Origin of the sequence: Streptomyces corchorusii, assembly GCF_001514055.1 — a bacterium.
Taxonomy (GTDB): domain Bacteria; phylum Actinomycetota; class Actinomycetes; order Streptomycetales; family Streptomycetaceae; genus Streptomyces; species Streptomyces olivaceoviridis.
Map to the genome: position 1 here is coordinate 528,937 of NZ_KQ948354.1, position 26,350 is coordinate 555,286.

Annotated in this window: 24 protein-coding genes; 9 read left to right on the forward strand and 15 right to left on the reverse strand. The window is 72.3% G+C overall.

The genetic code is table 11. The features are described from left to right. On the reverse strand, positions 1-261 hold a 261-nt coding region (locus tag AQJ11_RS45660), incomplete at its 3' end, for a hypothetical protein (RefSeq protein ID WP_079082279.1). 362 nt (positions 262-623) lie between these two features. On the opposite strand from AQJ11_RS45660, the gene AQJ11_RS12410 reads away from it, so the two are divergent. Continuing rightward, entirely contained in the window at positions 624-3,215 is a 2,592-nt protein-coding gene (locus tag AQJ11_RS12410) for an ATP-binding protein (protein ID WP_079082280.1), read from the forward strand. Between the two features lie 23 nt (positions 3,216-3,238). Here AQJ11_RS12410 and AQJ11_RS50325 read toward each other — a convergent pair whose 3' ends face one another. From AQJ11_RS50325 to AQJ11_RS12470, 12 genes are all read right to left on the reverse strand, one after another. Further along, positions 3,239-3,697 carry a hypothetical protein gene (locus tag AQJ11_RS50325; RefSeq protein ID WP_059263021.1) on the reverse strand — a complete coding sequence of 153 codons (459 nt, stop codon included), beginning with the start codon at positions 3,695-3,697 and terminating at the stop codon, positions 3,239-3,241. 176 nt (positions 3,698-3,873) lie between these two features. Next, positions 3,874-4,737: a zinc metalloprotease HtpX gene (gene htpX / locus AQJ11_RS12420; RefSeq protein ID WP_058081536.1), complete on the reverse strand. Its 864-nt coding sequence runs from the start codon at positions 4,735-4,737 to the stop codon at positions 3,874-3,876. A 189-nt stretch (positions 4,738-4,926) separates the two neighbouring features. Beyond that, entirely contained in the window at positions 4,927-6,444 is a 1,518-nt protein-coding gene (locus tag AQJ11_RS12425) for an NADH-quinone oxidoreductase subunit N (RefSeq protein ID WP_059263022.1), read from the reverse strand. After that, positions 6,441-8,015 carry a complex I subunit 4 family protein gene (locus AQJ11_RS12430; RefSeq protein WP_059263023.1) on the reverse strand — a complete coding sequence of 525 codons (1,575 nt, stop codon included), beginning with the start codon at positions 8,013-8,015 and terminating at the stop codon, positions 6,441-6,443. The genes AQJ11_RS12425 and AQJ11_RS12430 overlap by 4 nt, the downstream gene beginning before the upstream one ends. 6 nt (positions 8,016-8,021) lie before the next feature. Further along, positions 8,022-10,016 carry an NADH-quinone oxidoreductase subunit 5 family protein gene (locus AQJ11_RS12435; protein WP_014674323.1) on the reverse strand — a complete coding sequence of 665 codons (1,995 nt, stop codon included), beginning with the start codon at positions 10,014-10,016 and terminating at the stop codon, positions 8,022-8,024. Beyond that, positions 10,013-10,387, reverse strand: a complete 375-nt coding sequence (gene nuoK / locus AQJ11_RS12440) for an NADH-quinone oxidoreductase subunit NuoK (RefSeq protein WP_014674322.1) — start codon at positions 10,385-10,387, stop codon at positions 10,013-10,015. Before nuoK ends, AQJ11_RS12435 begins: the two co-directional genes overlap by 4 nt. Further along, positions 10,387-10,983 carry an NADH-quinone oxidoreductase subunit J family protein gene (locus AQJ11_RS12445; RefSeq protein WP_014674321.1) on the reverse strand — a complete coding sequence of 199 codons (597 nt, stop codon included), beginning with the start codon at positions 10,981-10,983 and terminating at the stop codon, positions 10,387-10,389. Before AQJ11_RS12445 ends, nuoK begins: the two co-directional genes overlap by 1 nt. Further along, positions 10,980-11,540 carry a NuoI/complex I 23 kDa subunit family protein gene (locus AQJ11_RS12450; protein WP_059263024.1) on the reverse strand — a complete coding sequence of 187 codons (561 nt, stop codon included), beginning with the start codon at positions 11,538-11,540 and terminating at the stop codon, positions 10,980-10,982. The genes AQJ11_RS12445 and AQJ11_RS12450 overlap by 4 nt, the downstream gene beginning before the upstream one ends. Positions 11,541-11,542: 2 nt before the next feature. Continuing rightward, the gene (locus tag AQJ11_RS12455) at positions 11,543-12,511 is read right to left on the reverse strand and encodes a complex I subunit 1/NuoH family protein (protein WP_014674319.1); all 969 of its coding nucleotides are present in this window, start codon (positions 12,509-12,511) and stop codon (positions 11,543-11,545) included. Further along, positions 12,508-13,845 carry an NADH-quinone oxidoreductase subunit C gene (locus AQJ11_RS12460; RefSeq protein ID WP_059263025.1) on the reverse strand — a complete coding sequence of 446 codons (1,338 nt, stop codon included), beginning with the start codon at positions 13,843-13,845 and terminating at the stop codon, positions 12,508-12,510. The genes AQJ11_RS12455 and AQJ11_RS12460 overlap by 4 nt, the downstream gene beginning before the upstream one ends. Continuing rightward, complete coding sequence (locus tag AQJ11_RS12465; protein ID WP_014674317.1) at positions 13,842-14,453, reverse strand: NADH-quinone oxidoreductase subunit B; 612 nt, start codon at positions 14,451-14,453, stop codon at positions 13,842-13,844. The genes AQJ11_RS12460 and AQJ11_RS12465 overlap by 4 nt, the downstream gene beginning before the upstream one ends. After that, positions 14,444-14,863, reverse strand: coding sequence for an NADH-quinone oxidoreductase subunit A (locus AQJ11_RS12470; RefSeq protein WP_014674316.1), 420 nt, complete (start codon positions 14,861-14,863; stop codon positions 14,444-14,446). The genes AQJ11_RS12465 and AQJ11_RS12470 overlap by 10 nt, the downstream gene beginning before the upstream one ends. A gap of 198 nt (positions 14,864-15,061) precedes the next feature. On the opposite strand from AQJ11_RS12470, the gene AQJ11_RS12475 reads away from it, so the two are divergent. The 5 genes from AQJ11_RS12475 to AQJ11_RS12495 all read left to right on the forward strand — a co-directional run bounded on the left by AQJ11_RS12475 (position 15,062) and on the right by AQJ11_RS12495 (position 22,263). Beyond that, complete coding sequence (locus AQJ11_RS12475) at positions 15,062-16,306, forward strand: sensor histidine kinase (protein ID WP_244218196.1); 1,245 nt, start codon at positions 15,062-15,064, stop codon at positions 16,304-16,306. Between the two features lie 275 nt (positions 16,307-16,581). Further along, complete coding sequence (locus AQJ11_RS12480; RefSeq protein ID WP_058081527.1) at positions 16,582-17,907, forward strand: sensor histidine kinase; 1,326 nt, start codon at positions 16,582-16,584, stop codon at positions 17,905-17,907. A 362-nt stretch (positions 17,908-18,269) separates the two neighbouring features. Then, positions 18,270-18,941 carry a response regulator transcription factor gene (locus AQJ11_RS12485; RefSeq protein ID WP_041665428.1) on the forward strand — a complete coding sequence of 224 codons (672 nt, stop codon included), beginning with the start codon at positions 18,270-18,272 and terminating at the stop codon, positions 18,939-18,941. 339 nt (positions 18,942-19,280) lie between these two features. Then, positions 19,281-21,209 (forward strand): 2-oxoacid:acceptor oxidoreductase subunit alpha, encoded by a 1,929-nt coding sequence (locus AQJ11_RS12490; protein WP_058081526.1) that lies wholly within the window; start codon positions 19,281-19,283, stop codon positions 21,207-21,209. Further along, positions 21,202-22,263: a 2-oxoacid:ferredoxin oxidoreductase subunit beta gene (locus AQJ11_RS12495; protein WP_014674311.1), complete on the forward strand. Its 1,062-nt coding sequence runs from the start codon at positions 21,202-21,204 to the stop codon at positions 22,261-22,263. Before AQJ11_RS12490 ends, AQJ11_RS12495 begins: the two co-directional genes overlap by 8 nt. Before the next feature lie 13 nt (positions 22,264-22,276). Here the strand turns inward: AQJ11_RS12495 and AQJ11_RS12500 are convergent, their stop codons facing one another. Continuing rightward, complete coding sequence (locus AQJ11_RS12500; protein ID WP_059263027.1) at positions 22,277-22,744, reverse strand: winged helix-turn-helix transcriptional regulator; 468 nt, start codon at positions 22,742-22,744, stop codon at positions 22,277-22,279. Between the two features lie 91 nt (positions 22,745-22,835). Between AQJ11_RS12500 and AQJ11_RS12505 the strand changes: the two genes are divergently transcribed. The 3 genes from AQJ11_RS12505 (at position 22,836) to AQJ11_RS12515 (ending at position 25,340) form a co-directional block, all read left to right on the forward strand. Further along, positions 22,836-23,690, forward strand: coding sequence for an SDR family oxidoreductase (locus AQJ11_RS12505; protein WP_014674309.1), 855 nt, complete (start codon positions 22,836-22,838; stop codon positions 23,688-23,690). A gap of 120 nt (positions 23,691-23,810) precedes the next feature. After that, the gene (gene rarD / locus AQJ11_RS12510; RefSeq protein ID WP_059263028.1) at positions 23,811-24,800 is read left to right on the forward strand and encodes an EamA family transporter RarD; all 990 of its coding nucleotides are present in this window, start codon (positions 23,811-23,813) and stop codon (positions 24,798-24,800) included. Positions 24,801-24,872: 72 nt separating this feature from the next. After that, complete coding sequence (locus AQJ11_RS12515; RefSeq protein ID WP_059263029.1) at positions 24,873-25,340, forward strand: VOC family protein; 468 nt, start codon at positions 24,873-24,875, stop codon at positions 25,338-25,340. A gap of 31 nt (positions 25,341-25,371) precedes the next feature. Here AQJ11_RS12515 and AQJ11_RS12520 read toward each other — a convergent pair whose 3' ends face one another. Beyond that, positions 25,372-26,268: a hypothetical protein gene (locus AQJ11_RS12520; protein ID WP_059263107.1), complete on the reverse strand. Its 897-nt coding sequence runs from the start codon at positions 26,266-26,268 to the stop codon at positions 25,372-25,374. Between the last annotated feature and the right edge of the window lie 82 nt (positions 26,269-26,350).

A 26,350-nucleotide genomic window follows, 5' to 3' on the forward strand; every position in this document is an offset into this window, starting at 1 on the left:
GCCTCGGCCGTTGTTGTTGTTATTGTTGTTGTTGTTCCCGCCTCGGCCGTTGTTGTTGTTATTGTTGTTGTTGTTCCCGCCTCGGCCGTTGTTGTTGTTGTTATTGTTGTTGTTGTTTCCGCCGTGATCGCTCGGCGCCATCGCGTGGGTTCCCGTGGGTGCCGGGGCGGCGAAGGAGCTCGACGGCGCCAGGGCGCCTCCCGCAGCCAGAGCTGCCGATGCGGCTATCAGGGCCGCTCGCTTGGCGTACTTGTTCGCCATGATGTTTCCTTTCCGCGGGCATGGACGTCGTGGATCGCAGTCCATTTCGGTGATGAAGGCATCCGCCGTGGCAATGCCCTGCCAGATCGGTTCCCGGGAGTTTCAGGTGCTGCATGCACCGCCGGAGTCCGGCGCCGCGAACTCGGATACCCGGGTCCGACACTCTCTGGCCAGCATGCCCAGCCGTGGTCGGCGGGCGCATCGGGTGAGCACCCCAAGTTCCACCCCGGCCACCCCACCTCGTAGTCCGGCACACCCCACGTACCGCCCGGCAGGCCGCGGCAAGACCCCACCGGCCCGCGGGTCTTGATCGGGTCTGGATCTTTTGCGCGGCCCCGACGACCGGAGGAAACTGACTGGTGATGGACCTTCTAGAGCGAGAGGCCGTACTCCAGGACCTCACCGGTCACCTGACGGCAGCCGTGAGTGGCCCCGGACGCCTGGCCCTTGTCCGCGGCGAGGCCGGCATCGGCAAAACCGCCGTCGTCCACCGTCTCGCCCAGCTGGCCGATCCCCACGTCCGAGTCGTGATCGGCGCCTGCGACCCGCTCGCCTCCCCCCGCCCCCTGGGCCCTCTGCTGGACCTGGCTCCGCGCCTGGGCCGGGAGGCGCGCACCGCCCTGACGGGCACACTGACCGGTTCCAGCCGTTCTGACGAGGTCTACGACTGCCTGCTCGCCGACCTGAGTGCCTACCCCAGCCTGCTGGTCGTCGAGGACATCCACTGGGCCGACGAGGCCACGATGGACCTGCTGCGGTACCTGGCCCGACGCCTGCCGAACGTTCCGGCGCTGGTTCTGGCCACGTACCGCGACGACGAGATCGGCCGCACCCACGGCCTGACCGCCCTCCTCGGCACCCTGGCCGGCTACCCCTGGGTCTACCGCCACGACCTGGCCCCCTTGAGCCGCGAGGCCGTCGCCCGGCTGGCCACAGGACGCACCGTGGACACCGAGCAGTTGTACCGCCTCTCCGCGGGCAACCCCTTCATCGTCGCCGAGATCCTGGCCGCGCCCGCCGACCCCATTCCGGCCACGGTGCGCGAAGCCGTCGCCGGCCGCCTGGCCGGGCTGTCGGGCGCGGCGCGCAGTGTGGTCGACGTCCTGGCCGTCTTGGGGACCCGGGTTCCGCTGCCCCTGCTGGCCGGCATCCTGCCGGCCCCGGAGGAGGCCCTCGACGAGGCCGTGGCCTGCGGCATCGTGCGCACCCACGGACAGGTGACGGAGTTCCGCCATGAACTGACCCGGCTGGCGGTGCTGGAAGCCGTGCCTGCCGCCTCCCGTCTGCGGGTCCACCGGCAGGTGCTGGCGGCGATGCGGTCCGGCCCGGTCGCCGCGGAGGATCTGCCGCTGCTGGCGGATCACGCCGACGGCGCCGGGGACCCGGCCGCCGTGTTGGAGTACGCGCCCGCGGCGGCCGTCCGCGCCGCCGCGCTGGGCGCGCACCGGGAGGCCGCCGGCCAGTACGCCCGTGCCCTGCGGTACGCCGACCGCCTGCCGCCCGAGCGGCACATCTCTCTGCTGGAGGGCCATTTCCAGGCCTGTCTCCTGTCCAGCCAGCTCGACGAGGGGATCGCTTCGTGCCGTACGGCGGTGGGTCTGCGCCGTGCGCTCGGCGACCGGTTGCGTGAGGGCGATGACCTGCGCTGGCTGTCAGGCTGGTTGTGGCCGGCCGGCCGGGCCGCCGAGGCCAGGCAGACCGGCCTGGAGGCGGTGCGGATACTCGAAGGGCTGGCACCGGGCGGGGAGTTGGCGAGGGCGTACCTGAACCTCTGTCAGCTGGCCTGCTACGCGCATGAGGGCGTGGCGGTGGTCGCCGCCTACGCCGAGAAGGCGATCGCCGCGGCTGAGCGCTCCGGCGATGCGGGGGTGGTCGTCCAGGCGCGCTTCCATGCCGCGGCGGCACGCTTGTTGAGCGAGGGGCACGGCTGGGAGGACTGCGAGCAGGCGGTGTCCGACGCGAGGGCGCGTGACCTGTCGCCGGACACGGGCTCCATGGCGCTCGTCATGTGCGGGCTGGCCGCGTTGCGGCGGGAGGGTGCCCGGTCGACCGCGGCCGTGAGCCGGGCGGAGACCTACTGCCTCGATCGCGGCCTGCCGGCCTACCTGCTGTGCGCGAGGGCCTGGGGCGGTTGGGGGCTGCTCCACCGGGGCCTGTGGCCGCAGGCCGCCGATGTCTCGGGGAAGGTCCTGTCCCACCCCGGCTCGCCCCCGGTCGCCCGGACCCTGGCGTTGACCGTGCTGGGTCTGGTACGGGCCCGCCAGGGCAGGCCCGAGGTGTGGCCGCTGCTGGACCAGGCGGCGGGCCTGGTCGATCCGGAGTGCCTGCTCGACACGGGCCTGGGGTGGGAGGCCCCTATCGAGGCGGCCTGGCTGGCCGGTGATCACGAGCAGGTTCAGGCCGATGGCCGACGCGGTCTGGCCGCGCTGGCGAACCGCTCCCATCCCTGGCTGTCCGGTCCTCTGGCCTGTTGGATCCGCCGTGCCGGAGGAGAGCCTCCGCCAGTCCCGGCGGCCGGACCGTACGCGCTGGAACTGGCCGGCGACTGGGCCGGCGCCGCGGCACGATGGGACGGGCTCGGCTGCCCGTACGACGCCGCGCTGGCCCGTCTGTCCGGTGACGCGCCCGCGCTGCGCCAGGCCCTGGCCGCCTTCGAGGCCCTCGGTGCCCGGCCGGCCGTGGCTCGCACCCGCTCCTTGATGCGTGTCCGCGGTGTCCGCCCGATCCGGCGAGGCCCGCGGCCGGCCACCCGGGCCAATCCGTACCGGCTCACCAACCGGGAGATGGACGTCCTGAAGCTGCTGGACGAGGGCCTTTCGGACGCCGAGATCGCCGCCCGCCTCTACATCAGCCCCAAGACCGCGGGGCATCACGTGGGCGCCGTACTGACCAAGCTCAACGTCCACACCCGCCACGAAGCCGCCCGCAGGCTCCATCATCCCGAGCGCGAATAGGGCTCCGCGACGGATTCGTCACCTCAACTGAATTTGCAGTTGATGTTCTGGCTGCCGGTGAAGGTGTTGTTCCCCTGTGCGGCCTGCCCCGTCGGGTAGCAGATCTGGAGGAGCGGCGGGATACCCAGAATCGAGAGGAGTCCCCCGCCGCCTTGCGCCTGGGTTCCGGCGAGGATGTTGTTGTTGTTGGTGTTTGTATTCGTGTTCCTGTCCCCGTTGTTGTTGTTATTGTTGTTGTTGTTCACCCCATTACCGGCATTGTTGTTATTATTGTTGTTCGTGTTGTTGCGGGTGGTCGTGTTCGTGGTGCTCTGCGTGTCGGTGCCCCCCTGTCCCCCGCCGTAGGGGGCCTGGAGCAGTGACGAGACACCCAGCCGTGACAGGAGCCCTTCGTCGCCCTGAGCCTGGGCGCCGCCGGCGCTGAAGAGGACCACCGTGATCGCGGCGGTACTGATCGTGGCGAACCGCTTGGTGAGCTTCACTCGGCCAACCTTTCGTCGTCCCTGGTGCCGCATTCTCAGAGGACAGGATGACGACGGCGGGCCTGGGACAATCCTCAGGCGCGCGGTGACGCCTGCGTTTTCCCCCGGACAGCCTCAGGATTCCGCGCGGCTCACGAAGTCGGAAACAACGGCCACCAAAACGGTGAATACGGTCTTCACCGGTGGCTGCCCGCCATCTTTTCGAGCCGGGCGATGCGCTCTGCCATCGGCGGGTGCGTGGAGAACATCTTGGACAGTCCCTGGCCCGGACGGAAGGGATTGGCGATCATCATGTGGCTCGCCGTCTCGATCCGGGGCTCGGGGGGCAGCGGCAATTGCTGGGTGCCCGTCTCCAGCTTGCGCAGGGCGCCGGCCAGGGCGAGCGGGTCGCCGGTGAGCTGGGCGCCGGAGGCGTCCGCCTCGTACTCCCGGGAGCGGCTGATGGCCAGCTGGATCAGGGTGGCGGCGAGCGGACCGAGGATCATGATCAGCAGCATGCCCAACAGACCCGGGCCGTCGTCGTCGTCCGAGCGGCCGACCGGGATCAGCCAGGCGAAGTTCACCAGGAACATGATCACGGAGGCGAGCGCGCCGGCTACCGAGGAGATCAGGATGTCCCGGTTGTAGACATGGCTCAGTTCGTGGCCGATGACGCCGCGCAGCTCCCGCTCGTCCAGCAGGCGCAGGATGCCTTCCGTGCAGCACACGGCCGCGTTGCGCGGGTTGCGGCCCGTGGCGAAGGCGTTCGGGGCCTCCGTCGGCGAGATGTACAGCCGGGGCATGGGCTGGCGGGCCTGCGTGGACAGTTCCCGCACCATCCGGTACAGCGCCGGCGCCTCGAACTCGCTGACCGGGCGGGCGCGCATCGCGCGCAGGGCCAGCTTGTCGCTGTTCCAGTACGCGTACGCGTTCGTGCCCAGAGCGACCAGGACCGCGACGACGAGTCCGGCGCGGCCGAAGAAGCTACCGATGACGATGATGAGTGCGGACAGTCCCCCGAGGAGTACGGCGGTCCTGAGCCCGTTGTGCCGGCGGTGCACGGTGCGCCCTCCAAGTCGTGCAGCTGGGGAACACTCTGATCCAGTGGACCCTCCCGCTGATGACAACGCCAGGCGGCGGCCACGAGTTCCCCGGTGCGCACGGGGGTGCGTGACGGCCGTCCGGGTGACGTGCGGGTTCGGCCACGCGCGCGTGCCGGCACGAGTGCCCCACACGCGCGTGGCGACTCCTCAGAACAGTCCGCCGGCGGCGAAGCGGAGGACCAGCTGGGGTGCTCCGGAGAGGGCGACGGCGACGGCTCCGGTGAGGGCGAGGGTGGCGGTGACGGGCGCCGGGACGCGGTGCCGGGCGGGCTCGCCCTCGGGCGCGCGGAACAGCAGGGCCGTCCACTGGAGGTAGTAGAAGAGGGCGATCACGACGTTGACGGCCATCACGACGGCGAGCCAGCCGAGGCCCGCGTCGACGGCCGCCGAGAACACGGTGACCTTGGCGAACAGGCCGATGACGCCCGGCGGCAGCCCGGCCAGGCACAGCAGGAAGAAGGCCAGCAGGAGCGCGCCGATCGGATGGGTGGCGTACAGGCCCCGGTAGTCGCTGATCCGGTTCAGGGCGCGGCTGCGGCCCACCAGGGCGGCCACCGCGAAGGCGCCGAGGTTCACGGCGGCGTACATCAGGGCGTACGCGACGGTGGAGCCGATCGCCTTCTGGGCGTCCTTGGTGTACCCGGCGGCGGCGATCGGCACCAGCAGGTAGCCGGCCTGGCCGACGGAGGACCAGGCGAGCAGCCGTACGGCGCTGTACGCGCGCGTGGCCTGCTGGCGCAGGGCGGCGACGTTGCCGACCGTCATGGTGAGGGCGGCCAGGACGGCGAGCGCGGGCCCCCAGACGTCGGCGTACGACGGGAACGCGACGACCGTGACGAGGATCAGCCCGGAGAACCCGACGGCCTTGCCGACGACGGACAGGTACGCGGCGACGGGCAGGGGCGCGCCCACGTAGGTGTCGGGCACCCAGAAGTGGAAGGGTACGGCGGCCGTCTTGAAGGCGAAGCCGACGAGGGTGAGGACGACGCCGGTCTGGGCGAGGGTGTGCAGCTGTCCGTCGACGTGCGGGAGGCGCTGGGCGACCTGGGTGAGGTAGAGGGTGCCGGTGGAGGCGTAGACGAAGCTGATGCCCATCAGGCTGACCGCGGTGGCGGTGACCGAGGAGAGGAAGAACTTCAGGGCGGCCTCGGAGGACCGCTTGTCGCCGTGCCGGATGCCGACGAGCGCGAAGGCCGGCAGGGAGGCGACCTCCAGGGCGACGATCAGGGTGGCCAGGTCCCGGGAGGCGGGCAGCAGGGCGGCACCGGCCGCCGAGGACAGCAGCAGGAACCAGAACTCGCCCGCGGGGACGCGCCGCCGCTCGTCGTCCAGGTGGGTGACGGAGAGCAGGGCCGCCAGCAGGGCGCCGCCGAGGACAAGGAACTGGATGACGAGGGTGAAGTGGTCGGCGGTGTAGCTGCACGCGCGCGCGGGGCCGGTGAGGCAGAAGGTGCTGCGGTCGCCGTCCAGGAGGGGCAGGAGCAGCAGGGTCGCCGCGGCGAGGCCCGCGACCGAGATCCAGCCGAGCACGGCCTTGCGGGGCTCCGGCAGGAACAGGTCGGCGACGAGGACGACGAGCGCCACGACGGCCGCGAGGGTGGGCGGGGCGATCGCGAGCCAGTCGACGGACTGGACCAGCGACTCGGCAAGCGGCTGGGCGCTCATCGGGTGCCTCCTGCGAGGAGCTGCTGCACGGCCGGGTCGGTCAGGCCGAGCAGGGCCTTCGGCCACAGTCCGGCGAGGACGGTGAGGGTGACGAGCGGGGTCCAGGCGGCGAACTCGTACCCGTGGACGTCGGCGAGCTTCGGCACCTCCCGCTCCGCGTCGCCCATGCAGACGCGACGGACCACGATCAGCATGTACGCGGCGGTGAGCAGGGTGCCGAACGCACCGATCGCCATGAAGGTGAGGAAGGCGGGGCGGCTGAGGTCGGCGGCGGGCCGGAACGCCCCGAACAGGGCCAGCATCTCGCCCCAGAACCCGGCGAGTCCGGGCAGGCCGAGGGAGGCGACGGCACCGAAGGCGAGCAGGCCGCCCAGGCGCGGGGCCCTGCCGTACAGCGCGGCGCCGCCCTTCTCGGCGATGGTGTCGAGGTCGGTGGTGCCGGTGCGGTCCTTCAGGGCGCCGACCAGGAAGAACAGCAGGCCGGTGATGAGGCCGTGGGCGATGTTGGCGAACAGGGCGCCGTTCACGCCGGTCGGGGTCATGGTGGCGATGCCGAGCAGGACGAAGCCCATGTGGCCGACGGAGGAGTACGCGATGAGGCGCTTGAGGTCGCCCTTCGAGCCCCGCTTGGCGAGGGCCAGGCAGGCCAGGGACCCGTAGATGATCCCGACGACGGCGAACGCGGCGAGGTACGGCGCGAAGGTGTGGAAACCGTCCGGCGCCACCGGCAGCAGGATGCGGACGAAACCGTACGTGCCCATCTTGAGCAGGACACCGGCCAGCAGGACCGAGCCGACGGTCGGCGCGGCGGTGTGGGCGTCGGGCAGCCAGCTGTGCAGCGGCCACATCGGCGCCTTCACCGCGAGCCCGATCCCGATCGCCAGAACGGCGATGACCTGCACGGACGCGGTCAGCGACCGGCCGTTGTCAGTGGCGAGTGCCACCATGTCGAACGTGCCCGCCTTGATTCCGATCAGGAGCAGGCCGAGCAGCATGACCACGGAGCCGAGCAGCGTGAAGAGGATGAACTTCCACGCGGCCCGGGTCCGGCCCTCACCGCCCCAGCGGGCGATGAGGAAGTACATCGGGATGAGCACCATCTCGAACGCGAGGAAGAACAGCAGCAGGTCGAGGACGGCGAAGGTCGCGAGGGTGCCGGCCTGAAGCAGGAGCAGCAGGGCGACGAACGCCTTCGGGGACGGGCCCGCCGGCGGCTTGAAGCAGGAGTAGAGCGCGCAGAGGAAGGTCAGCAGCGCGGTCAGGACCAGAAGGGGGAGGGAGATGCCGTCGATGCCGAGGTGGATCCGCACGTCGAGTGCGGGGATCCAGCTGATGTCGGTCGTGGCCTGCATCTTCGACGGGTGGTCGTGGTCGAAGCCGAGCGCGAGGACGATCGCGGCGATGAGGACCGCGCCGGTCACGGTCACGCCGTGCCGGAGCACGGCCTGCTCGGGTGACTTCCCCTTCAGTCCGGGCGGGGCCGGGAGGAGAACGGCGACGGCGCCGAGGAGCGGGCCGACGACGACGAATGCCAGAAGGAACTGCATCACGGACTCGTTGATATCGATCACGCCTGCTCACACTCCCGTGGCGACGAGGAGGACGGCGACCGCCAGGACGACGGTGCCGGCGAGCAGCGCGCTCACATAGGTCTGCACATTGCCGGTCTGCGCCCGCCGCACGGCGGCCCCGAGCAGCCGGGGCAGGGCGGCGGCGCCGTGGACGTAGGTGTCGACGACCTCGCGGTCGAGGAACCGGACGAGACTCGCCCCGGCCTGGACCGGGCGGACGAACAGCGCCGTGTACACGGCGTCCAGGTGGAAGCCCGCCGCCGCGTGCCGGTGCAGCGGGCCGAGCAGCAGCCGTGACGGGTCCGCCGGGTCGGGGGCGTAGGCGATGTCGCCGTAGGCCGGCTCGTGGGTGGCGATGGCCTCGGCCTCGACCAGTCCGGCGTCCTCCTCGGGGTGGGCGGCGACCGCGCCCAGCGGGGTGCCCGCGGCGAGGCGGGTGGTGCGCTGCCAGCAGCCGTAGGTGAGCAGCCCGCCGACCAGGGCGAGGCCCGTGCCCAGGACCGAGGTGAGCGGGGTGGGGGTCAGGTCGCGGCCGTCGAACCAGTCGGGCAGCGCGCGGTAGGCGAGCCCGCCGAGAGCGAGGGAGGGGATCGCCAGGACCCAGAGCACCACGGTCATCGTCAGCGGCTGGCGGCCGTGGTCGGGAACCTCGGGGCCCTGACCGCGGAAGGCCAGCAGCCACAGCCGGGTGGCGTACGCGGCCGTGAGCACGGCGGTGAGCAGGCCGGCGACGAGGACGATCCAGCCGGCGGCGGCGGGGGCGTGCCCGGTGTGGCCGGACGTCACGTGCTCGGCGGCGCCGAGGACGGACTCCTTGGAGAAGAAGCCGCTGAAGGGCGGGATCGCGGCCAGGGCGAGCAGCGCCACGGTCATCGTCCAGTAGGCGTCCGGGATGCGGTCGCGCAGGCCGTGCGTGCGGGACATGGCGGCCAGCGAGTTGGTGCCGGCGGCGTGGATGATCACGCCCGCCGCGAGGAACAGCAGCGCCTTGAAGGCGCCGTGCGTAAGGAGGTGGAAGACGGCCGCACCACGGTCGCCGACGGCGAGGGCGCCGGTCATGTAGCCGAGCTGGCCGATCGTCGAGTAGGCGAGGACGCGCTTGATGTCGTCCTGGGCGAGCGCGGCGAGACCGGAGCCGGCCATGGTGACGGCGGCCATGACGGCGAGCACCACCATCGCGGCCTGGGAGGCCTCGAAGAGCGGGAGGAGACGGGCGGTGAAGTAGACACCGGCGGCGACCATCGTCGCGGCGTGGATCAGCGCCGAGACGGGCGTCGGGCCCGCCATCGCGTCCGGGAGCCAGGTGTGCAGCGGGAACTGCGCCGACTTGCCCGCGACGCCCGCGAGGAGCAGCAGCGCGATCACCGTCGGGTGGTCGATGCCGCCGCTCGCGACGGCGCCGAGGACGCGGGTGATGCGGAAGGACCCGGCGTCGGTGGCCAGCGCGAACAGACCGATGAGGAACGGCACGTCGCCGAGCTTGGTGACCAGGAAGGCCTTCAGGGAGGCGGCGCGGGCCTCGGGGGTCTCCCAGTAGTGGCCGACCAGGAAGTAGGAGCAGATGCCCATGACTTCCCAGCCGACGAGCAGCACGATCAGGTCGCCGGAGTAGACGACCAGCAGCATCGCGGAGGTGAACAGGGAGACGAGAGCGGCGTACGAGGGGTAGCGCGGGTCGTCCCGCAGGTAGCCGGTGGAGTAGATCTGCACGCAGGCCGCGACGAACGCGACCAGGACGGCGACGAGCGCGGCGAAGCCGTCGATGTGCAGGGCCAGCTCGATCGGCACCGATCCGGTGGGCGTCAGCTCGGTGTGGGCGTCGACGGCCGCGTCGCCGCCCTGCCGTGCGGCGACCAGCGCGGCCAGCACCAGGGAGGCCAGCGGCGGCAGCACGGCGAGCGGGCGGACGAACCCGGGGGTGGTGCGTCCGAGGAGCAGGCCGGCCGCGGCGCCCAGGAACGGCAGGAGGGGGACGAGGACGGCGAGGGTGGTCGTGGTCACGCGGTGGCCTCAGCCTTCTCGGCCGCGGAGGTGCCGGGGCCTTCGGTTTCGGGGCCCTCGGCGGTGTCGCGGAGCTTGTCGATGTCGGAGGTGCCGCGGTTGCGGTAGACGGCGAGCACGATCGCGAGGCCGATGCCGATCTCGGCGGCGGCGATGGCGATGGTGAACAGGGTCAGCGCCTGGCCGGAGTGCAGGGTGTCCCGCGCGGCGCGGCTGAGCCAGACGTCGAAGGCGACCAGGTTGAGGTTGACGGCGTTGAGCATCAGCTCGACCGACATCAGGACCAGGATCGCGTTGCGGCGGGCGAGGACGCCGTACAGGCCGGTGCAGAACAGGAGGGCGGAGAGTACGGCGGGGTAGGCGAGGTGCATCAGCGGACACCTTCCTTCCCGGGGACCGCGGGGCCGGCGTCGGCCCTGGCCTTGCGGGACAGGACGATCGCGCCGACCAGCGCGGCGAGGAGCAGCACGGACAGCGCCTCGAAAGGCAGTACCCAGTGCCGGAACAGGCTCGCGCCGGTGACCTCGGTGGTGCCGGCGGCGGGGCCGTCCAGGTCGATCCAGGTGGTCCGGAAGGCGTCGACGACCACCCAGACCAGGGCGACGGCGGCGGCGACCGCGACCGTGCGGGCGGCCCAGCGGTTGCCGGAGTCGGCGTCCGGGGAGCGGCCGATGGGGGCCCGGGTGAGCATCAGACCGAACAGGAGGAGGACGACGACCGATCCGACGTAGATCAGGACCTGTACCCAGGCGATGAACTCGGCCGTGAGCAGCAGGTACTCCACGGCGAGGCCGCCGAGCGCGACCACCAGCCACAGGGCGGCGTGCACCAGTTGCCGGGTGGTGACGGTGACCAGCGCGGCGCCGAGGGTCACCAGGCCGACGAGCAGGAACGCGATCTCGACGCCGGTCGGGGACAGGAAGCCTGGTGTTCCGGAAGCGGTCACCGTGGCCGCGGCGAGGGTCACGACTCCTCCTCCGGCTGCTCGGCCGGCCCGGCCTGGGCGGCGGCCAGCTTCTCGGCGGTCTTGCGGGCGGCGGCGATCTCCTTGGGCTCCTCCGCGCCGGGGTCCAGGGCGGGCGGGGCCGGCACGGTCCACATCCACTCGCGGAGCTTGTCCCGCTCGTGGGTGAGGTCGCGGATGTCGGTCTCGGCGTACTCGAACTCCGGGGACCAGAACAGGGCGTCGAAAGGACAGACCTCGATGCAGATACCGCAGTACATGCACAGGGAGAAGTCGATCGCGAACCGGTCGAGGACGTTGCGGCTGCGCTCGCGTCCGCCGGGGGCGGCGGGCGGGACCGTCTCCTTGTGCGAGTCGATGTAGATGCACCAGTCCGGGCACTCCCGGGCGCACAGCATGCAGACCGTGCAGTTCTCCTCGAACAGGCCGATCACGCCACGGGTGCGGGGCGGGAGTTCGGGCAGGACGTCCGGGTACTGCTCGGTGACGTGTTTCCTCGTCATCGTGCGGAGGGTGACGGCCAGGCCCTTGGCGAGGCCGCTGCCGGGGATGGGGGCCATGGTTAGCTGATCACCACCTTGACGATGCCGGTGAGGGCGATCTGGGCGAGGGAGAGGGGGACGAGGAGGGTCCAGGACAGCTTCTGGAGCTGGTCCTCGCGCAGCCGCGGGTAGGTGACGCGGAGCCAGATGACGAGGAAGGCGAGGATCGCGGTCTTCAGCAGGGTCCACAGCCAGCCCAGCCCGTCATGGCCCCACGGCCCGTGCCAGCCGCCGAGGAAGAGGACGGTGGTCAGGCCGCACAGGACGACGATCCCGGCGTACTCGGCGAGGAGGAAGAGCGCGAACCGCAGTCCGGTGTACTCGGTGTACGCGCCGAAGATGATCTCCGAGTCGGCGACCGGCATGTCGAACGGCGGGCGTTGCAGCTCGGCGAGTCCGGCGACGAAGAAGACGATCGCGCCGACGATCTGCCACGGCAGCCACCACCAGTGGAAGGCGTGCACGATGCCGGGCAGGGAGACGGTGCCCGCCGCCATCGCGACCGAGGCCGCCGCCAGCAGCATCGGGAGTTCGTAGGCGAGCAGCTGGGCGGCCGTGCGCAGGCCGCCGAGCAGGGAGAACTTGTTGGCGCTGGCCCAGCCCGCCATCAGCGAGCCGAGGACGCCGACGCCCATCACCGCGAGCACGAAGAACACGCCGGCGTCCAGGACCTGGCCGACGGCGCCCTCGCTCGGGCCGATGGGGATGGCGAGGAGGACGAGCAGGTACGGCAGCAGGGCCACGGCGGGGGCGAGCTGGAAGACGCGGCGGTCGGCGCCCGCCGGGACCACGTCCTCCTTCTGCGCGAACTTCACGCCGTCCGCGATGAGCTGGGCCCAGCCGTGGAAGCCGCCCGCGTACATCGGGCCGAGCCGGCCCTGCATGTGGGCCATCACCTTGTGCTCGGTCTGGCCCACGATCAGCGGGAAGGTGAGGAAGACGACGAAAACGACCACGAGTCGCAGGGCGACGTCCCACGCGCCGTTCACTGCGGGCCTCCTGCGGGGTCGTCGGGGGTGGTGGCCGGGTCGCTCCCGGGGGCGTCGGGGCGCGGCTCGGGGGCGCTTGCCTGCTCCTGCTGCGGCTGGGGTGCCTGCGGGGGCGCGGGCGCGCGGTCGGGCTCGGGCTCCGGTGCCGGCTCCTCGCCCGACGCCGACGCCGGCGTGGGCTGCGGCTGCGGGGGCTGCTCCGGCTCCGCAGGGGGCTCCGGTTCCTGCTCCGACTTCGGTTCCGGCTCCGGCTCCGGCTCCGGCTCGGCGAACGCCGGGCGGGCGTGGTGCCACGGGGCGTCGGAGCTACGGGGGGCTGGGCGGGTCGCGTCGGCCGGTTCCGGCGCCGCCTGGGTCCGCTGCGAGGCCGAGCCCTCCGAGGCGCTGCGGGCGCGGCGCGGCCGGGCGGGTGCGGGCGCCGGGCCGGGCTCGTGCGCCACCGAAGCCTCGGCGGCCGGCCCGTCCGCGGGTCCCTGCGCCGCCGCCCGGGTGGCGTCGCCCTCGGTCGCTGCCTGCTTGCGGCTCGCCGCGTCCTCGCCCGGCACCGCCGCCTGGCTCACCGAGCCCTCGCTCGCACTCCGCATCCGACGCGGCCGACCGGCGGCACCAGCGGCACCAGCCTCCCCGGCTCCACCCGCGGCAGCGGCCTGGCTGGCCGAGCCCTCCGAGGCCGAGCGGGTGCGCCGTACCGGGCGCTCGCCCGCCGCGCCTCCCGCCGCGCGGCCCGCCGCCGCCCTCGCCGGGCGGGTCGGGGCGGGTGGGAGCTGGCCCTTCAAGGGGCCCCACTCGTTGGGGTCGGGGACGCCGGGCGGCAGCATCTGGCGGCGTTTCGGGCCGCCGTGTTCGGACTCGCCGGGTTCCTTCGCGCCCGGCCACGCCTTGGCGACGCGGGCGGCGAGGACGAAGTCCTTGCGGAGGGGGTGTCCCTCGAAGGTCTCGGGGAGGAGGAGGTGCTCCAGCCCCGGGTGGCCCTCGAAGACGACCCCGAACATCTCGTGGGTCTCGCGCTCGTGCCAGGCGGCACCGGCGTAGACGCCGACGGCGGAGGGGAGGGCCGGGGCGTCGTGCGGCACGGTCGTGCGGACGAGGAGCCGGCGGACCGGGTGCAGGGCGACGACGTGCGCGCAGACCCGGAAGCCGGTGCCGGGCTCGTCGACCGCGCTCAGCCAGTCGAAGTAGGTGCAGGACAGGGTCGTACGGGCCGTCTCCAGGGCGGTGAGCCAGGCGGACGGCGGTACGTCCACGGTCAGGACGTCGTAGGACTCCTCGGCCGTGGCCCCCGTACCGAAGAGTTCCTCGGCTGGGGCGGGCAGCCAGCCGACGGCCGTGCTCATCGCGGGCCCCCTTCACCGGCCGGCGCCGGGGGCCGCACCAGGCCGCTCTGGAGGGCGGCGGCGGACGGCCGGGCGGGCCCGTTGTCGTACCGCTCGCCCAGCGACTCGCGGGCGATCTTCTCCTGGAGCTTGAGGATGCCCTGGAGCAGCGCCTCGGGACGCGGCGGGCAGCCGGGGACGTAGACGTCGACGGGGATGATCTGGTCGACGCCCTTCGTCACCGAGTACGAGTCCCAGTAGGGGCCGCCGCAGTTGGAGCAGGCGCCGAAGGAGATGACGTACTTGGGTTCCGGCATCTGCTCGTACAGGCGCTTGACCGCCGGGGCCATCTTGTCCGTCACCGTGCCCGAGACCACCATCAGGTCGGCCTGGCGGGGGCCCGGCGCGAACGGGATCACGCCGAGGCGGATGAAGTCGTGGCGGGCCATCGACGCGGCGATGAACTCGATCGCGCAGCAGGCGAGGCCGAAGTTGAAGACCCAGAGCGAGTAGCGGCGGCCCCAGTTCAGGACGACCTTCATCGGCTCGGGAGCGAGGCGGGCGAGCGCGCCCAGCCTCTTCGGCTCCGGCAGGTACACCGACTCGGAGGTGGCGGGGTTCACGTCCATGCCAGGACGCCCTTCTTGTATGCGTACAGCAGGCCGACGGCGAGGAAGCCGAGGAAGACGAACATCTCCACCAGGGTCGTCGCGCCGTAGCCGGGGGCGGCGAAGACCGTCGCCCAGGGGAACAGGAAGATCGAGTCGACCGCGAAGATCACGTACAGGAAGGCGTAGACGTAGTAGCGGACCTGGGTGTGGGCCCAGCCCTCGCCGACGGGGTCGACGCCGCACTCATAGGTCAGCAGTTTCTCCGGTGTCGGCACGACCGGGCGCAGCAGGCGGCCCGCGCCGAAGGCGACCGCGACGAAGAGCACGCCGATGAGGGCGAGCAGTCCGACCACCGAGTAGGACCGGAAGTAGCCGGCCGCGACGACGTTCACCGCGGCGTACGACGAGTCCCCCAACGTCTCCCGCACCGTCCGTCCCTCGCTTCCTGACCTCGTTGACCTCATTGACCTGTACGCACGGGAGTCTAGGCCCTGATAAAGAACCGGTAAGCAGCCCGTCAGGCCGTGAGACAGCCGGTACCCGGGACGGGGTGGGGTTTTCCCCCGGCGGCGGAGGGCGGCGTACCGCATGGCGTGGACGGTGCCGCGCACGGCAGGCTGACCAGCATGACCGCTCCCAGCCCAGCCGCCGACCGGACCGGCGGCACCGACGAACGTGACGGCCGCGACGGAAACGGCGGCCGAGACGGACACGACGGACACGACGGCCTGCACCCGCTGCCGCCGCCCCGGCCGGCCTATGAGGCGCACACCTGGAAGGAGATCGCGTATCTCCTGCTGAACCTGCCGGTGGCACTGTTCGGATTCACGTACGCCGTCACCGTGCTGGTGGCCGGCGGCGCCCTCACGCTCACCGTGATCGGTCTCCCGCTGCTCGCGCTGTCCCTGCTGGGCGCGCGGCAACTGGGCAAGCTGGAACGGGCCCGGGCCCGGAAGCTGCTCGGGGTGCGGGTGGAGGAGCCGTCGCCGCTGCCGCTCGCCAAGGGCGGGGGCCCGGTGCAGCGGCTGTGGATGGCGCTGAAGGACCCGGTGGGCTGGCGCACGCTGCTGTACGACGCCATCCGGCTGCCCTGGGGCATCCTCACCTTCTGCACGGTGCTGATCTCGCTGTTCGTGCTGTGGCCGGTGCTGCCGTACCTGGCGCGGGGCCTGGCGAACCTGGACCGGGCGATGGTGCGGGGCCTGCTGTCGCCCTCGGACGAGCTGGAGCGCCGGATCGCCGAGCTGGAGTCCGACCGCGGGATCGTGGTGGACACGGCGGCGGCGGACCTGCGCCGGATCGAGCGGGACCTGCACGACGGGGCCCAGGCCCGGCTGGTCAACCTGGCCATGGGACTGGGCCTCGCCAAGGAGAAGCTGCTGGAGGACCCCGACGCGGCGGCGGCGATGGTGGCGGAGGCGCACGGCGAGGTGAAGCTGGCCCTCCAGGAGCTGCGCGACCTGGCCCGGGGCATCCACCCGGCCGTGCTCACCGACCGCGGCCTGGACGCGGCCCTGTCGGCGGTCGCCTCCCGCTGCACGGTGCCGGTGACGGTGACCGTGGACCTGCCGGCCCGGCCGGCGGCGGCCATCGAGGGCATCGCCTACTTCACCGTCTCCGAGCTGCTCCAGAACATCAGCAAGCACAGCGGCGCCCGGTCCGCCTCCGTCGACGTGTGGCGCTCGGAGGAGCGGCTGCTCATCCAGGTCCGGGACGACGGCCGGGGCGGCGCCCGGCTGGACGGGGGCAGCGGGATGCGGGGCCTGGCGGACCGGCTGGGCGCGGTGGACGGCCTGTTCGTGGTCGACTCCCCGGCGGGCGGCCCGACGGTGATCACGGCGGAGCTGCCCTGGCGGGACCGGCAGGAGTAGCCCGGCCCGGCGCATGGCACGGGAGCGGGCCGGGTCGTACCAGGCACGGGAGCGGCCCGGCTCGTACGCGGCACAGGAACAGCCCCCCGCCCGTACATGGCCGGGGCCGCCGCGGCACTACTCCGGCCACGGCAGTACGGCTGGGCGGAGCGCGGGGGTGGGGAAAACCCCCCGCTCAAGACGCCGACGGACTCCATACCCCGGCAGCGCCCGGCGGACGACCCTGGAGGTACGGCTGGAACCGCCGCCGGAACGAGGAGAACGGGACGACACCGATGGTCACGGACTACGGACAGGGGTACGCCACCCGCAGCGAGCCGCGGCACCGGCTGCCCGCCGGGCTGCGGGCGCCCTTCGCGGCGCGCAGCCGGCGCGAGTTCGGCTACGTGCTGCTGAGCCTGCCGGTGGCGACCGTCCTGTTCAGTTGGACGGTGACGATGGTCGCACTCGGCGCGGGCCTGCTGGTGACCTTCCTCGGCATCCCGGTGCTGGCGGCGGCGCTCGCCGGCTGCCGGGGCTTCGGCGTGCTGGAGCGGGCGCGGGCGCGCGGCCTGCTCGGCCTTGAGGTGGCCGACCCGGAGCCGCTGCGGCTGCGCAAGCCGGGCGCGGCGGCCTGGATGGGCGCGATGCTCAAGAGCGGCGCCTCCTGGCGGCACGTGCTGTACGCGCTGGTGCAGTTCCCGTGGGCGGTGTTCTCGTTCTCGGTGGCGGTGACGTTCTGGGCCTGCGGCTGGGGGCTGCTGAGCTATCCGCTGTGGTTCTGGGTGTTCCCGGCGTACGCCGGCGAGGGCGGGATCCAGCTCTACGGCGACGCCCACCACAGCGTCTACCTGGACAACCCCTTCGAGATCACCGTCACGGCGCTGATCGGGCTGGTGTTCACCCTGGCCACGCCCTGGCTCGTACGGGCCCTGACGACCGTGGACGGGCTGCTCGTGCGCGGGCTGCTCGGGCCCTCGCCGCTGTCGGCGCGGGTGGTGGAGCTGGAGTCGGACCGGGGGATCGTGGTCGACACGGCCGCCGCCGATCTGCGCCGCATCGAGCGGGACCTGCACGACGGGGCGCAGGCCCGGCTGGTGAACCTGGCGATGGATCTGGGGCTGGCCAAGGAGAAGCTGCGCGAGGACCCGCGGACGGCGGCGCGGATGGTGGAGGAGGCGCACGGCGAGGTGAAGACGGCCCTCCAGGAGTTGCGCGACCTCGCCCGGGGCATCCACCCGGCCGTGCTCACCGACCGCGGCCTGGACGCGGCCCTGTCGGCGGTCGCCTCCCGCTGCACGGTGCCGGTGCGGGTCGAGGTCGACCTGCCGGCCCGGCCCGCGCCCGCCATCGAGGGCATCGCCTACTTCACCGTCTCCGAGCTGCTCCAGAACATCAGCAAGCACAGCGGCGCCCGGTCCGCCTCTGTCGACGTGTGGCGCTCGGAGGACCGGCTGATGCTCCAGGTGACCGACGACGGCGTGGGCGGCGCCGACGCCTCCCGGGGCTCCGGGCTGGCCGGTCTCGCCGCCCGCCTGGACGCGGTGGACGGCATCCTCATGGTGGACTCCCCGGCGGGCGGCCCCACCCGGGTCATCGCGGAACTCCCCTGGCGCGGCTGAACGCCCGACCGCCTCGGAGCCGGAGCGACGGAGCGGCGAAACGCCGGGTACGCCCGCGCGGCGGAGCAGCGGCACGCCCGCAGAGCGACCGGACGCCGGAACGGCGGAACACCCAGGCACCGGAACGGCGGAACGCCCAGGCACCGGAACGGCGGCACAGCCGACCCGCGCGCCTGAGTAGCGGGGGCGCACGCGGATCCGCCCGAGCCCCGAAGACGCGCCCCGGCCGCGCCCCCGGTATTCCCCCGAGATTCCCCCGGGTCGGCGGCGGTCCGGGGGGATTGCTGGAATGCTGGACACCTGGAGGACGCCCCGGGCGGACGGCGTCGCGGGGGATCGGGCTGTGGGGGGCCGGAAGAATCGTGGAGGACAGGGTGCGGGTGGTCATCGCCGAGGATTCAGTGCTGCTGCGGGAGGGCCTGACCCGGCTGCTGACCGACCGCGGGCACGAGGTCGTGGCGGGCGTCGGCGACGCGGACGCGCTGGTGAAGACCATCTCCGAGCTGGACGAGGGCGGCGAGCTGCCGGACGTGGTGGTCGCGGACGTACGGATGCCGCCGACGCACACCGACGAGGGCGTCCGGGCGGCCGTGCTGCTGCGCCGGCTGCACCCCGGGCTCGGGGTGCTGGTGCTGTCGCAGTACGTCGAGGAGCGCTACGCCACCGAACTGCTGGCCGGTTCCAGCCGGGGCGTCGGCTATCTGCTCAAGGACCGGGTGGCGGACGTCCGGGAGTTCGTGGACGCGGTGGTGCGGGTCGCCGAGGGCGGTACGGCGCTGGACCCGGAGGTGGTCGCGCAGCTGCTCGGCCGCAGCCGCAAGCAGGACGTGCTGGCGGGGCTGACGCCGCGGGAGCGCGAGGTGCTGGGGCTGATGGCGGAGGGGCGGACGAACTCGGCGATCGCCCGGCAGCTGGTGGTCAGCGACGGCGCCGTGGAGAAGCACGTCAGCAACATCTTCCTGAAACTCGGCCTGGCCCCGAGCGAGGGGGACCACCGGAGGGTCCTGGCCGTTCTCACCTACCTGAACTCCTAGCCGGCCGGTCCGGTGTCAGCCTCCCGTCAGCACCCCGTCAGCCTCTCCCGCTTCGGTGGAGGCCGGTACCCGGGAGGAAGGCCCGGAGCGACCCGTAGGGGGCGACCGGGGGTCCGGTCGGGAGCCGGAGGAGAGAACCTGTACACGCGCGGGGAGCGCCTTGACCGGTGCTCAGGCGATGCGGGACATGATGTGCACACAGCGCGACAGGCCGTCTCGAAATGTCGTCCAATCCCTGGATGGCCTCGGGAAGGCGACCCTAACCGACGTAGGGTTGATCCTGGGATGGTCCGTGGGACGACCGGCCCCGGACAGCCGCCTCGAAGGAGGTCCAGTTCAGTGACCAGCCAGGTCAGCAGCCCAGCGGAGCAGACCGACGGAACCGTCGTGGGAGAGCAGCGCAAACCGGGCGGCGCGAAGGACGTGCGGCGCCTGGACCGGGTGATCATCCGGTTCGCGGGGGACTCGGGTGACGGCATGCAGCTCACCGGGGACCGTTTCACCTCGGAGACCGCTTCCTTCGGCAACGACCTCTCCACCCTCCCGAACTTCCCCGCCGAGATCCGCGCCCCCGCCGGCACCCTGCCGGGTGTCTCGTCCTTCCAGCTCCACTTCGCCGACCACGACATCCTGACCCCCGGTGACGCGCCGAACGTCCTGGTCGCCATGAACCCGGCCGCCCTGAAGGCCAACATCGGCGACCTCCCGCGCGGAGCCGAGATCATCGTCAACACCGACGAGTTCACCAAGCGGGCCCTCCAGAAGGTCGGGTACGCGAGCGATCCCCTCCAGGACGGTTCGCTCGACGGCTACAGCCTCCATCCGGTGCCGCTGACCACGCTCACCGTGGAAGCGCTGAAGGAGTTCGACCTCTCCCGCAAGGAGGCCGAGCGCAGCAAGAACATGTTCGCGCTGGGCCTGCTGAGCTGGATGTACCACCGGCCCACCGAGGGCACCGAGAAGTTCCTGAAGTCGAAGTTCGCGAAGAAGCCGGACATCGCCAGGGCCAACATCGCGGCGTTCCGCGCGGGCTGGAACTTCGGCGAGACGACCGAGGACTTCGCGGTCTCCTACGAGGTCGCGCCGGCCACGAAGGCCTTCCCGGTCGGCACCTACCGGAACATCTCCGGCAACCTCGCCCTGGCCTACGGCCTGATCGCCGCCTCCCGCCAGGCGGATCTGCCGCTGTTCCTGGGGTCGTACCCGATCACGCCGGCCTCGGACATCCTGCACGAGCTGAGCAAGCACAAGAACTTCGGCGTGCGCACCTTCCAGGCCGAGGACGAGATCGCGGGCATCGGCGCGGCGCTGGGCGCGGCGTTCGGCGGCTCGCTGGCGGTGACCACGACGAGCGGCCCCGGTGTCGCCCTGAAGAGCGAGACGATCGGCCTCGCGGTGTCGCTGGAGCTGCCCCTGCTGGTGGTGGACATCCAGCGCGGCGGCCCGTCGACGGGGCTGCCGACCAAGACCGAGCAGGCCGACCTGCTCCAGGCGATGTACGGCCGCAACGGCGAGGCGCCGGTGCCGGTGGTCGCGCCGCAGACCCCGGCCGACTGCTTCGACGCCGCCCTGGAGGCGGCCCGGATCGCGCTGACGTACCGGACACCGGTGATGCTGCTGTCGGACGGCTACCTGGCCAACGGCTCCGAGCCGTGGCGCATCCCCGACCTGGAGGAGCTGCCCGACCTGCGGGTGCGGTTCGCCTCCGGCCCGAACCACACGCTGAAGGACGGCACCGAGGTCTTCTGGCCGTACAAGCGGGACCCGAAGACGCTGGCCCGGCCGTGGGCGATCCCGGGCACCCCGGGCCTGGAGCACCGCATCGGCGGCATCGAGAAGCAGGACGGCACGGGCAACATCTCCTACGACCCGGCCAACCACGACTTCATGGTCCGCACCCGGCAGGCCAAGGTCGACGGCATCGACGTCCCCGACGTGGAGGTCGACGATCCGCACGGCGCGAAGACCCTGGTGCTCGGCTGGGGCTCGACCTACGGCCCGATCACGGCGGCGGTACGGCGGCTGCGCGCGGCCGGCGAGTCGATCGCCCAGGCCCATCTGCGCCACCTCAACCCCTTCCCGCGCAACCTCGGCACGGTCCTGAAGGGCTACGACAAGGTGGTCGTCCCCGAGATGAACCTCGGGCAGCTCGCCACCCTCGTCCGGGCGAAGTACCTGGTCGACGCCCACTCCTACAACCAGGTCAACGGCATGCCGTTCAAGGCGGAACAGCTCGCCGCGGCGCTGAAGGAGGCCATCGATGACTGACGCCACCAACGGGCTGCTCCAGCTGGTCCCCAAGGCCGAGGCCAAGCAGTCGATGAAGGACTTCAAGTCGGACCAGGAGGTGCGCTGGTGCCCGGGCTGCGGTGACTACGCGATCCTCGCGGCCGTCCAGGGCTTCATGCCGGAACTGGGCCTCGCGCGGGAGAACATCGTCTTCGTCTCCGGCATCGGCTGCTCCTCCCGCTTCCCGTACTACATGAACACCTACGGGATGCACTCCATCCACGGCCGCGCCCCGGCCATCGCGACGGGTCTGGCCTCCTCCCGCCGGGACCTGAGCGTGTGGGTCGTCACCGGTGACGGCGACGCGCTGTCCATCGGCGGCAACCACCTGATCCACGCCCTGCGCCGCAACGTCAACCTGAAGATCCTGCTGTTCAACAACCGGATCTACGGCCTGACGAAGGGCCAGTACTCGCCGACGTCCGAGGTCGGCAAGGTCACCAAGTCGACGCCGATGGGCTCGCTGGACGCCCCGTTCAACCCGGTGTCGCTGGCGATCGGCGCGGAGGCGTCCTTCGTGGCGCGCACGATCGACTCGGACCGCAAGCACCTGACCGAGGTGCTGCGCGCCGCCGCCGCCCACCCGGGCACGGCGCTGATCGAGATCTACCAGAACTGCAACATCTTCAACGACGGCGCGTTCGACGCCCTGAAGGACAAGCAGCGGGCCGAGGAGGCGCTGATCCGGCTGGAGCACGGGCAGCCGATCCGCTTCGGCGCCGACGGCGCGAGAGGGGTCGTGCGCGACCGGCGGACCGGTGACCTGAAGGTGGTGACCGTGACCCCGGAGAACGAGGCGGAGGTCCTGGTGCACGACGCCCACACCGCGTCCCCGACCACGGCGTTCGCCCTGTCCCGGCTGGCCGATCCGGACACCCTGCACCACACCCCGATCGGGGTGTTCCGCTCCGTCGAACGGCCGGTCTACGACACGGCGATGGCCGAGCAGCTCGACACCGCGATCGAGCAGAAGGGCAAGGGCGACCTGGCCGCGCTGCTGGCGGGCGGGGACACCTGGACGGTCGTCGGCTGATCCGTCCGCCGGTTCAGGAGGCCCGGGACCGGTTCCCCCGGGCCTCTTCGTACGCGCCCCGGCTCGCGTCGTAGGCCTGGCGGCTCTCGTCGTAGGCGCGGCGGCTCTCGTCGTAGGACCGGCGGGCCTCCTCCACCGCGTCCATGCGGGTGTGCGTCCACCGGGCGAGGGCCCGGACCTGCTCCGCCGCTTCCCGGCCGAGTGCGGTGAGCGAGTAGTCGACGCGGGGCGGGATGACCGGCTTGGCGTCCCGGTGGACCAGGCCGTCGCGCTCCAGGGTCTGGAGCGTCTGAGTGAGCATCTTCTCGCTGACGCCCCGGCCGCCGAGGCCGCTGATCGCACGGCGCAGCTCGCTGAACCGGTACGGCCGCTCCAGCAGTTCGATGAGGACGAGGACACCCCAGCGGCTGGTGACGTGTTCCAGGACCAGGCGGTCCGGGCACATCGCCTCGGCGTCCACCGCGTTCTTGCTTACCGGCATACCAGTACCTTACTTCAAAGTGGGTACTTTCGTTCGGTTAGTGCAGCTCCTAGGGTGAGTGACATACCCACCGGAGAAGGAGTCACCCCTCATGAGCATCGTCGTCACCGGAGCCACCGGACACCTCGGCCGGCACGTCGTGGAACAACTGCTGGAGAAGGTCCCGGCCGAGCGGATCACCGCCGTCGTGCGCGACGAGGCGAAGGCCGCCGGCCTCGCCGCCCGCGGGGTGAAGCTGGCCGTCGCCGACTACAACGTGCCCGAGACCTTCGACGGCCTGTTCGCCCCCGGTGACAAGGTCCTGCTGATCTCCGGCAACGAGTTCGACAAGGGCCGGGTGGGGCAGCACACGGTCGTCATCGAGGCGGCCAAGGCGGCAGGCGTGGCGCTGCTCGCCTACACCAGCGCCCCGGGCACCCTGACGGCCGCGCTGGCGGACGATCACCGGGCGACCGAGCAGGTGCTCCTCGCCTCCGGCCTGCCCTACAGCCTGCTGCGCAACGGCTGGTACCACGAGAACTACACCGAGAACCTGGCACCGGTGCTGGAGCACGGCGCGGTCGTGGCCGCCGCCGGCGACGGCCGGGTCTCCTCCGCCGCCCGCGCCGACTACGCCGCCGCCGCGGTCGCGGTGCTGACCGGCGAGGGGCACGAGAACACGACGTACGAGCTGGGCGGCGACGAGGCGTGGAGCTTCGCCGAGTACGCGGCCGAGCTGAGCCGGCAGACCGGCAGGGAGATCGTCTACAACCCGGTCCCGGTGGAGGCCCTCACCGGCATCCTGACCGGCGCCGGGGTGCCCGCGCCCGTGGCCGGGATCCTGGCGGGCGTGGACGCGTCGATCGAGAAGGGCGAGCTGGTCGTCTCCTCCGGCGACCTGTCCCGGCTGACCGGCCGCCCGACGACGCCGCTCGCGCAGGCCGTCACCGCCGCGCTCAAGGGCTGACCCGGGCGGGCCCCCGGCTGTCATGACCGTATGGCGATACGGGCATGACAGTCGGGGACGCCCGGCGTTACCTTCGTCCTCGTGCGTCCACGCCGGACGCGCGGGCGAGAAGGAGGGGACGTGGCCGCGACGTCCGAGGGTGAGCACCGCACAGGCCTGCTGAACGGCTTCGCCGCCTATGGGATGTGGGGGCTGGTGCCCCTGTTCTGGCCGCTGCTCAAACCGGCCGGCGCCCTGGAGATCCTGGCCCACCGCATGGTCTGGTCCCTGGTGTTCGTGGCCGCCGCGCTGCTCTTCGTACGCCGCTGGGCCTGGGCCGGAGAACTGCTGCGCCAGCCCCGGCGGCTCGGCCTCGTCGTCGTGGCGGCCGGTGTCATCACCGTGAACTGGGGCGTCTACATCTGGGCCGTGAACGCCGGCCACGTCGTCGAGGCCTCGCTCGGCTACTTCATCAACCCGCTGGTCACCATCGCGATGGGTGTGCTGCTCCTCAAGGAACGGCTGCGCCCCGTGCAGTGGGCGGCGGTCGGCATAGGTCTCGCCGCCGTCGTCGTGCTGACCGTCGGCTACGGCCGCCCGCCGTGGATCTCCCTCTGCCTCGCCTTCTCCTTCGCCACCTACGGGCTGGTGAAGAAGAAGGTGGACCTCGGCGGTGTCGAGTCGCTGGCCGCCGAGACGGCGATCCAGTTCCTGCCGGCGCTCGGCTACCTGCTGTGGCTGACCGCGCACGGCGGGGACAGCTTCCTGAACCACGGCGGCGGACACGCCGCCCTGCTCGCCTCCACGGGCATCGTCACCGCCCTCCCGCTGGTCTGCTTCGGCGCGGCGGCGATCCGCGTGCCCCTGTCCACACTGGGCCTGTTGCAGTACCTGGCCCCGATCTTCCAGTTCCTGCTCGGCGTCCTGTACTTCCACGAGGCCATGCCGGCCGAGCGGTGGGCCGGGTTCGCGCTGGTCTGGCTGGCGCTGGTCCTGCTCACGGGCGACGCGCTGCGATGGGCCAGGCGACCGGCACGGCTCGCGGTGCCGACGGCCCGCACGGTCCGCACGGCCGGGACGTCGCCCTCGCCGTCACCGTCGGCTTCTGCTTCGACTCCGGCGGACGCCTGACCGGAGGGCCGCAGTCGCCCGAGCGGGCGGAGTACCCCCCTCCACCGACGCGTCCGGCTATAAGTGGGAGCCATGACCACACAGGCGCCCGCCCCGCTGCACTGGAAGCTCGTCGTCGACGCGGCCGACCCGCACGCACAGGCCGACTTCTGGGCCGCCGCGCTGCACTACACCCCGGAGGACAACAGCGCCCTCGTCGAACGGCTGCTGTCCCTCGGCGCGCTGTCCGGGGAGGCCACCGTCGAGTACCACGGGCGGGCCGCGTTCCGTGACCTGATCGCCGTACGGCACCCCGACGACCCGTACGACCCCGAGACCGGCACCGGGCTCGGGCGGCGGCTGCTGTTCCAGCGGGTACCGGAGCCGAAGACCGGGAAGAACCGGCTCCACCTCGACGTCCACGCCGGCCCGGAACGGCGCGCGGAGGAGGTGGCACGCCTTCAGGCGCTGGGCGCGCGGGTGGTGCGGGAGGTCGAGGAGCCCGCGGGCCGCTGGGTGCTGATGGCGGACCCGGAGGACAACGAGTTCTGCGTGCAGTGACCCCGGGTGCGTCTGCTCCGGGCGGGGCCGGTCAGGACCGCGCCGCCGCCTTGGCCGCGCGGTCGGTCAGGCGGACCATGCGGGCGCGGGCGGACTCCAGCGGGCCCGGGTCGTCCGCGGCGGGGCCCGGCTCGGCGGTGAGGTCCGTCCACAGGTCGATCAGGTCGCGCCCCAGCCGCAGGCCCTCCTCCGGGTCACGCACCGCGCGCCAGGCGGTGGCCGCGCTGCGCACGTTGTCGTAGGCGGCCTCCCCGTCCCGTGCCTGGCGGCGCAGCCGGGCCACGTCCAGGGACAGCCGGAAGGCGCGGACCGGGTCACCGGCCAGGTAGGCGATGTAGGCGGACAGTTCGAGCAGGTGCAGTACCTCGGCGTGGCGCGGGCCGAACACGGCGGTGGCCTCGGCGAGCGTCCGGTCGGCCAGTTCCGCCGCCGTGTCGATGCGGCCCGCCCGCACGGCCTCGTTGATCCGGCTCATCGGCTCGGTGAGCAGTTTCGCGCCCTCGGCGGTCTCGGTCAGCGGCCCGTCGCCGAGCACCTCCTCGGCGACCGCGTCGAATCCACGGGCCGGGGTGGGGGTGGCGGCGGGGGGCTCCGGCGGTACGGCGGCGAGGGCGCCGTGGGCCGCGGGGCCCTGGGGGTCCGTGCCGGGCCCGTCCATCACCGGCGCCGGTCCGAACTGACCGGTCGGGGCCTGCGCGGCGCCCTGCGTCCCGGCCGACGCCGGCCGCGGAGTCACCCGGACCGCCTTCCCCGTCACCCGGCTGGAGCCGTCCGCCGAGACCTCCAGGGGGACCACGCAGCCCGCGAGGTCGTCGTGGACCATGGCGCGTATGGGCGCGCCGACGCTGATGGCCAGGCGCTGGAGGTGGTCGAGCACGGCCTGCTGGATCTCCTCGCCCGGTGCCGCCACGACCGACGTCCCGTCCACCGACGCGCCTCCCGCGCCGAACACCCGGACGGACACCGCCGCCGCAGGCCCCACGGGCTGCCGCGCCCGCTTCTTCTCGAAG

Coding starts and splice junctions, on each gene's coding strand:
- AQJ11_RS12460 (WP_059263025.1), bottom strand. CDS start 13,845: ATGAGCACGGCCGTCGGCTGGCTGCCCGCCCCAGCCGAGGAACTCTTC.
- AQJ11_RS12465 (WP_014674317.1), bottom strand. CDS start 14,453: ATGGACGTGAACCCCGCCACCTCCGAGTCGGTGTACCTGCCGGAGCCG.
- AQJ11_RS12425 (WP_059263022.1), bottom strand. CDS start 6,444: ATGAGCGCCCAGCCGCTTGCCGAGTCGCTGGTCCAGTCCGTCGACTGG.
- AQJ11_RS12480 (WP_058081527.1), top strand. CDS start 16,582: ATGGTCACGGACTACGGACAGGGGTACGCCACCCGCAGCGAGCCGCGG.
- AQJ11_RS12505 (WP_014674309.1), top strand. CDS start 22,836: ATGAGCATCGTCGTCACCGGAGCCACCGGACACCTCGGCCGGCACGTC.
- AQJ11_RS12450 (WP_059263024.1), bottom strand. CDS start 11,540: ATGGCCCCCATCCCCGGCAGCGGCCTCGCCAAGGGCCTGGCCGTCACC.
- AQJ11_RS12410 (WP_079082280.1), top strand. CDS start 624: ATGGACCTTCTAGAGCGAGAGGCCGTACTCCAGGACCTCACCGGTCAC.
- AQJ11_RS12515 (WP_059263029.1), top strand. CDS start 24,873: ATGACCACACAGGCGCCCGCCCCGCTGCACTGGAAGCTCGTCGTCGAC.
- AQJ11_RS12495 (WP_014674311.1), top strand. CDS start 21,202: ATGACTGACGCCACCAACGGGCTGCTCCAGCTGGTCCCCAAGGCCGAG.
- nuoK (WP_014674322.1), bottom strand. CDS start 10,387: ATGCACCTCGCCTACCCCGCCGTACTCTCCGCCCTCCTGTTCTGCACC.
- AQJ11_RS12500 (WP_059263027.1), bottom strand. CDS start 22,744: ATGCCGGTAAGCAAGAACGCGGTGGACGCCGAGGCGATGTGCCCGGAC.
- AQJ11_RS12475 (WP_244218196.1), top strand. CDS start 15,062: ATGACCGCTCCCAGCCCAGCCGCCGACCGGACCGGCGGCACCGACGAA.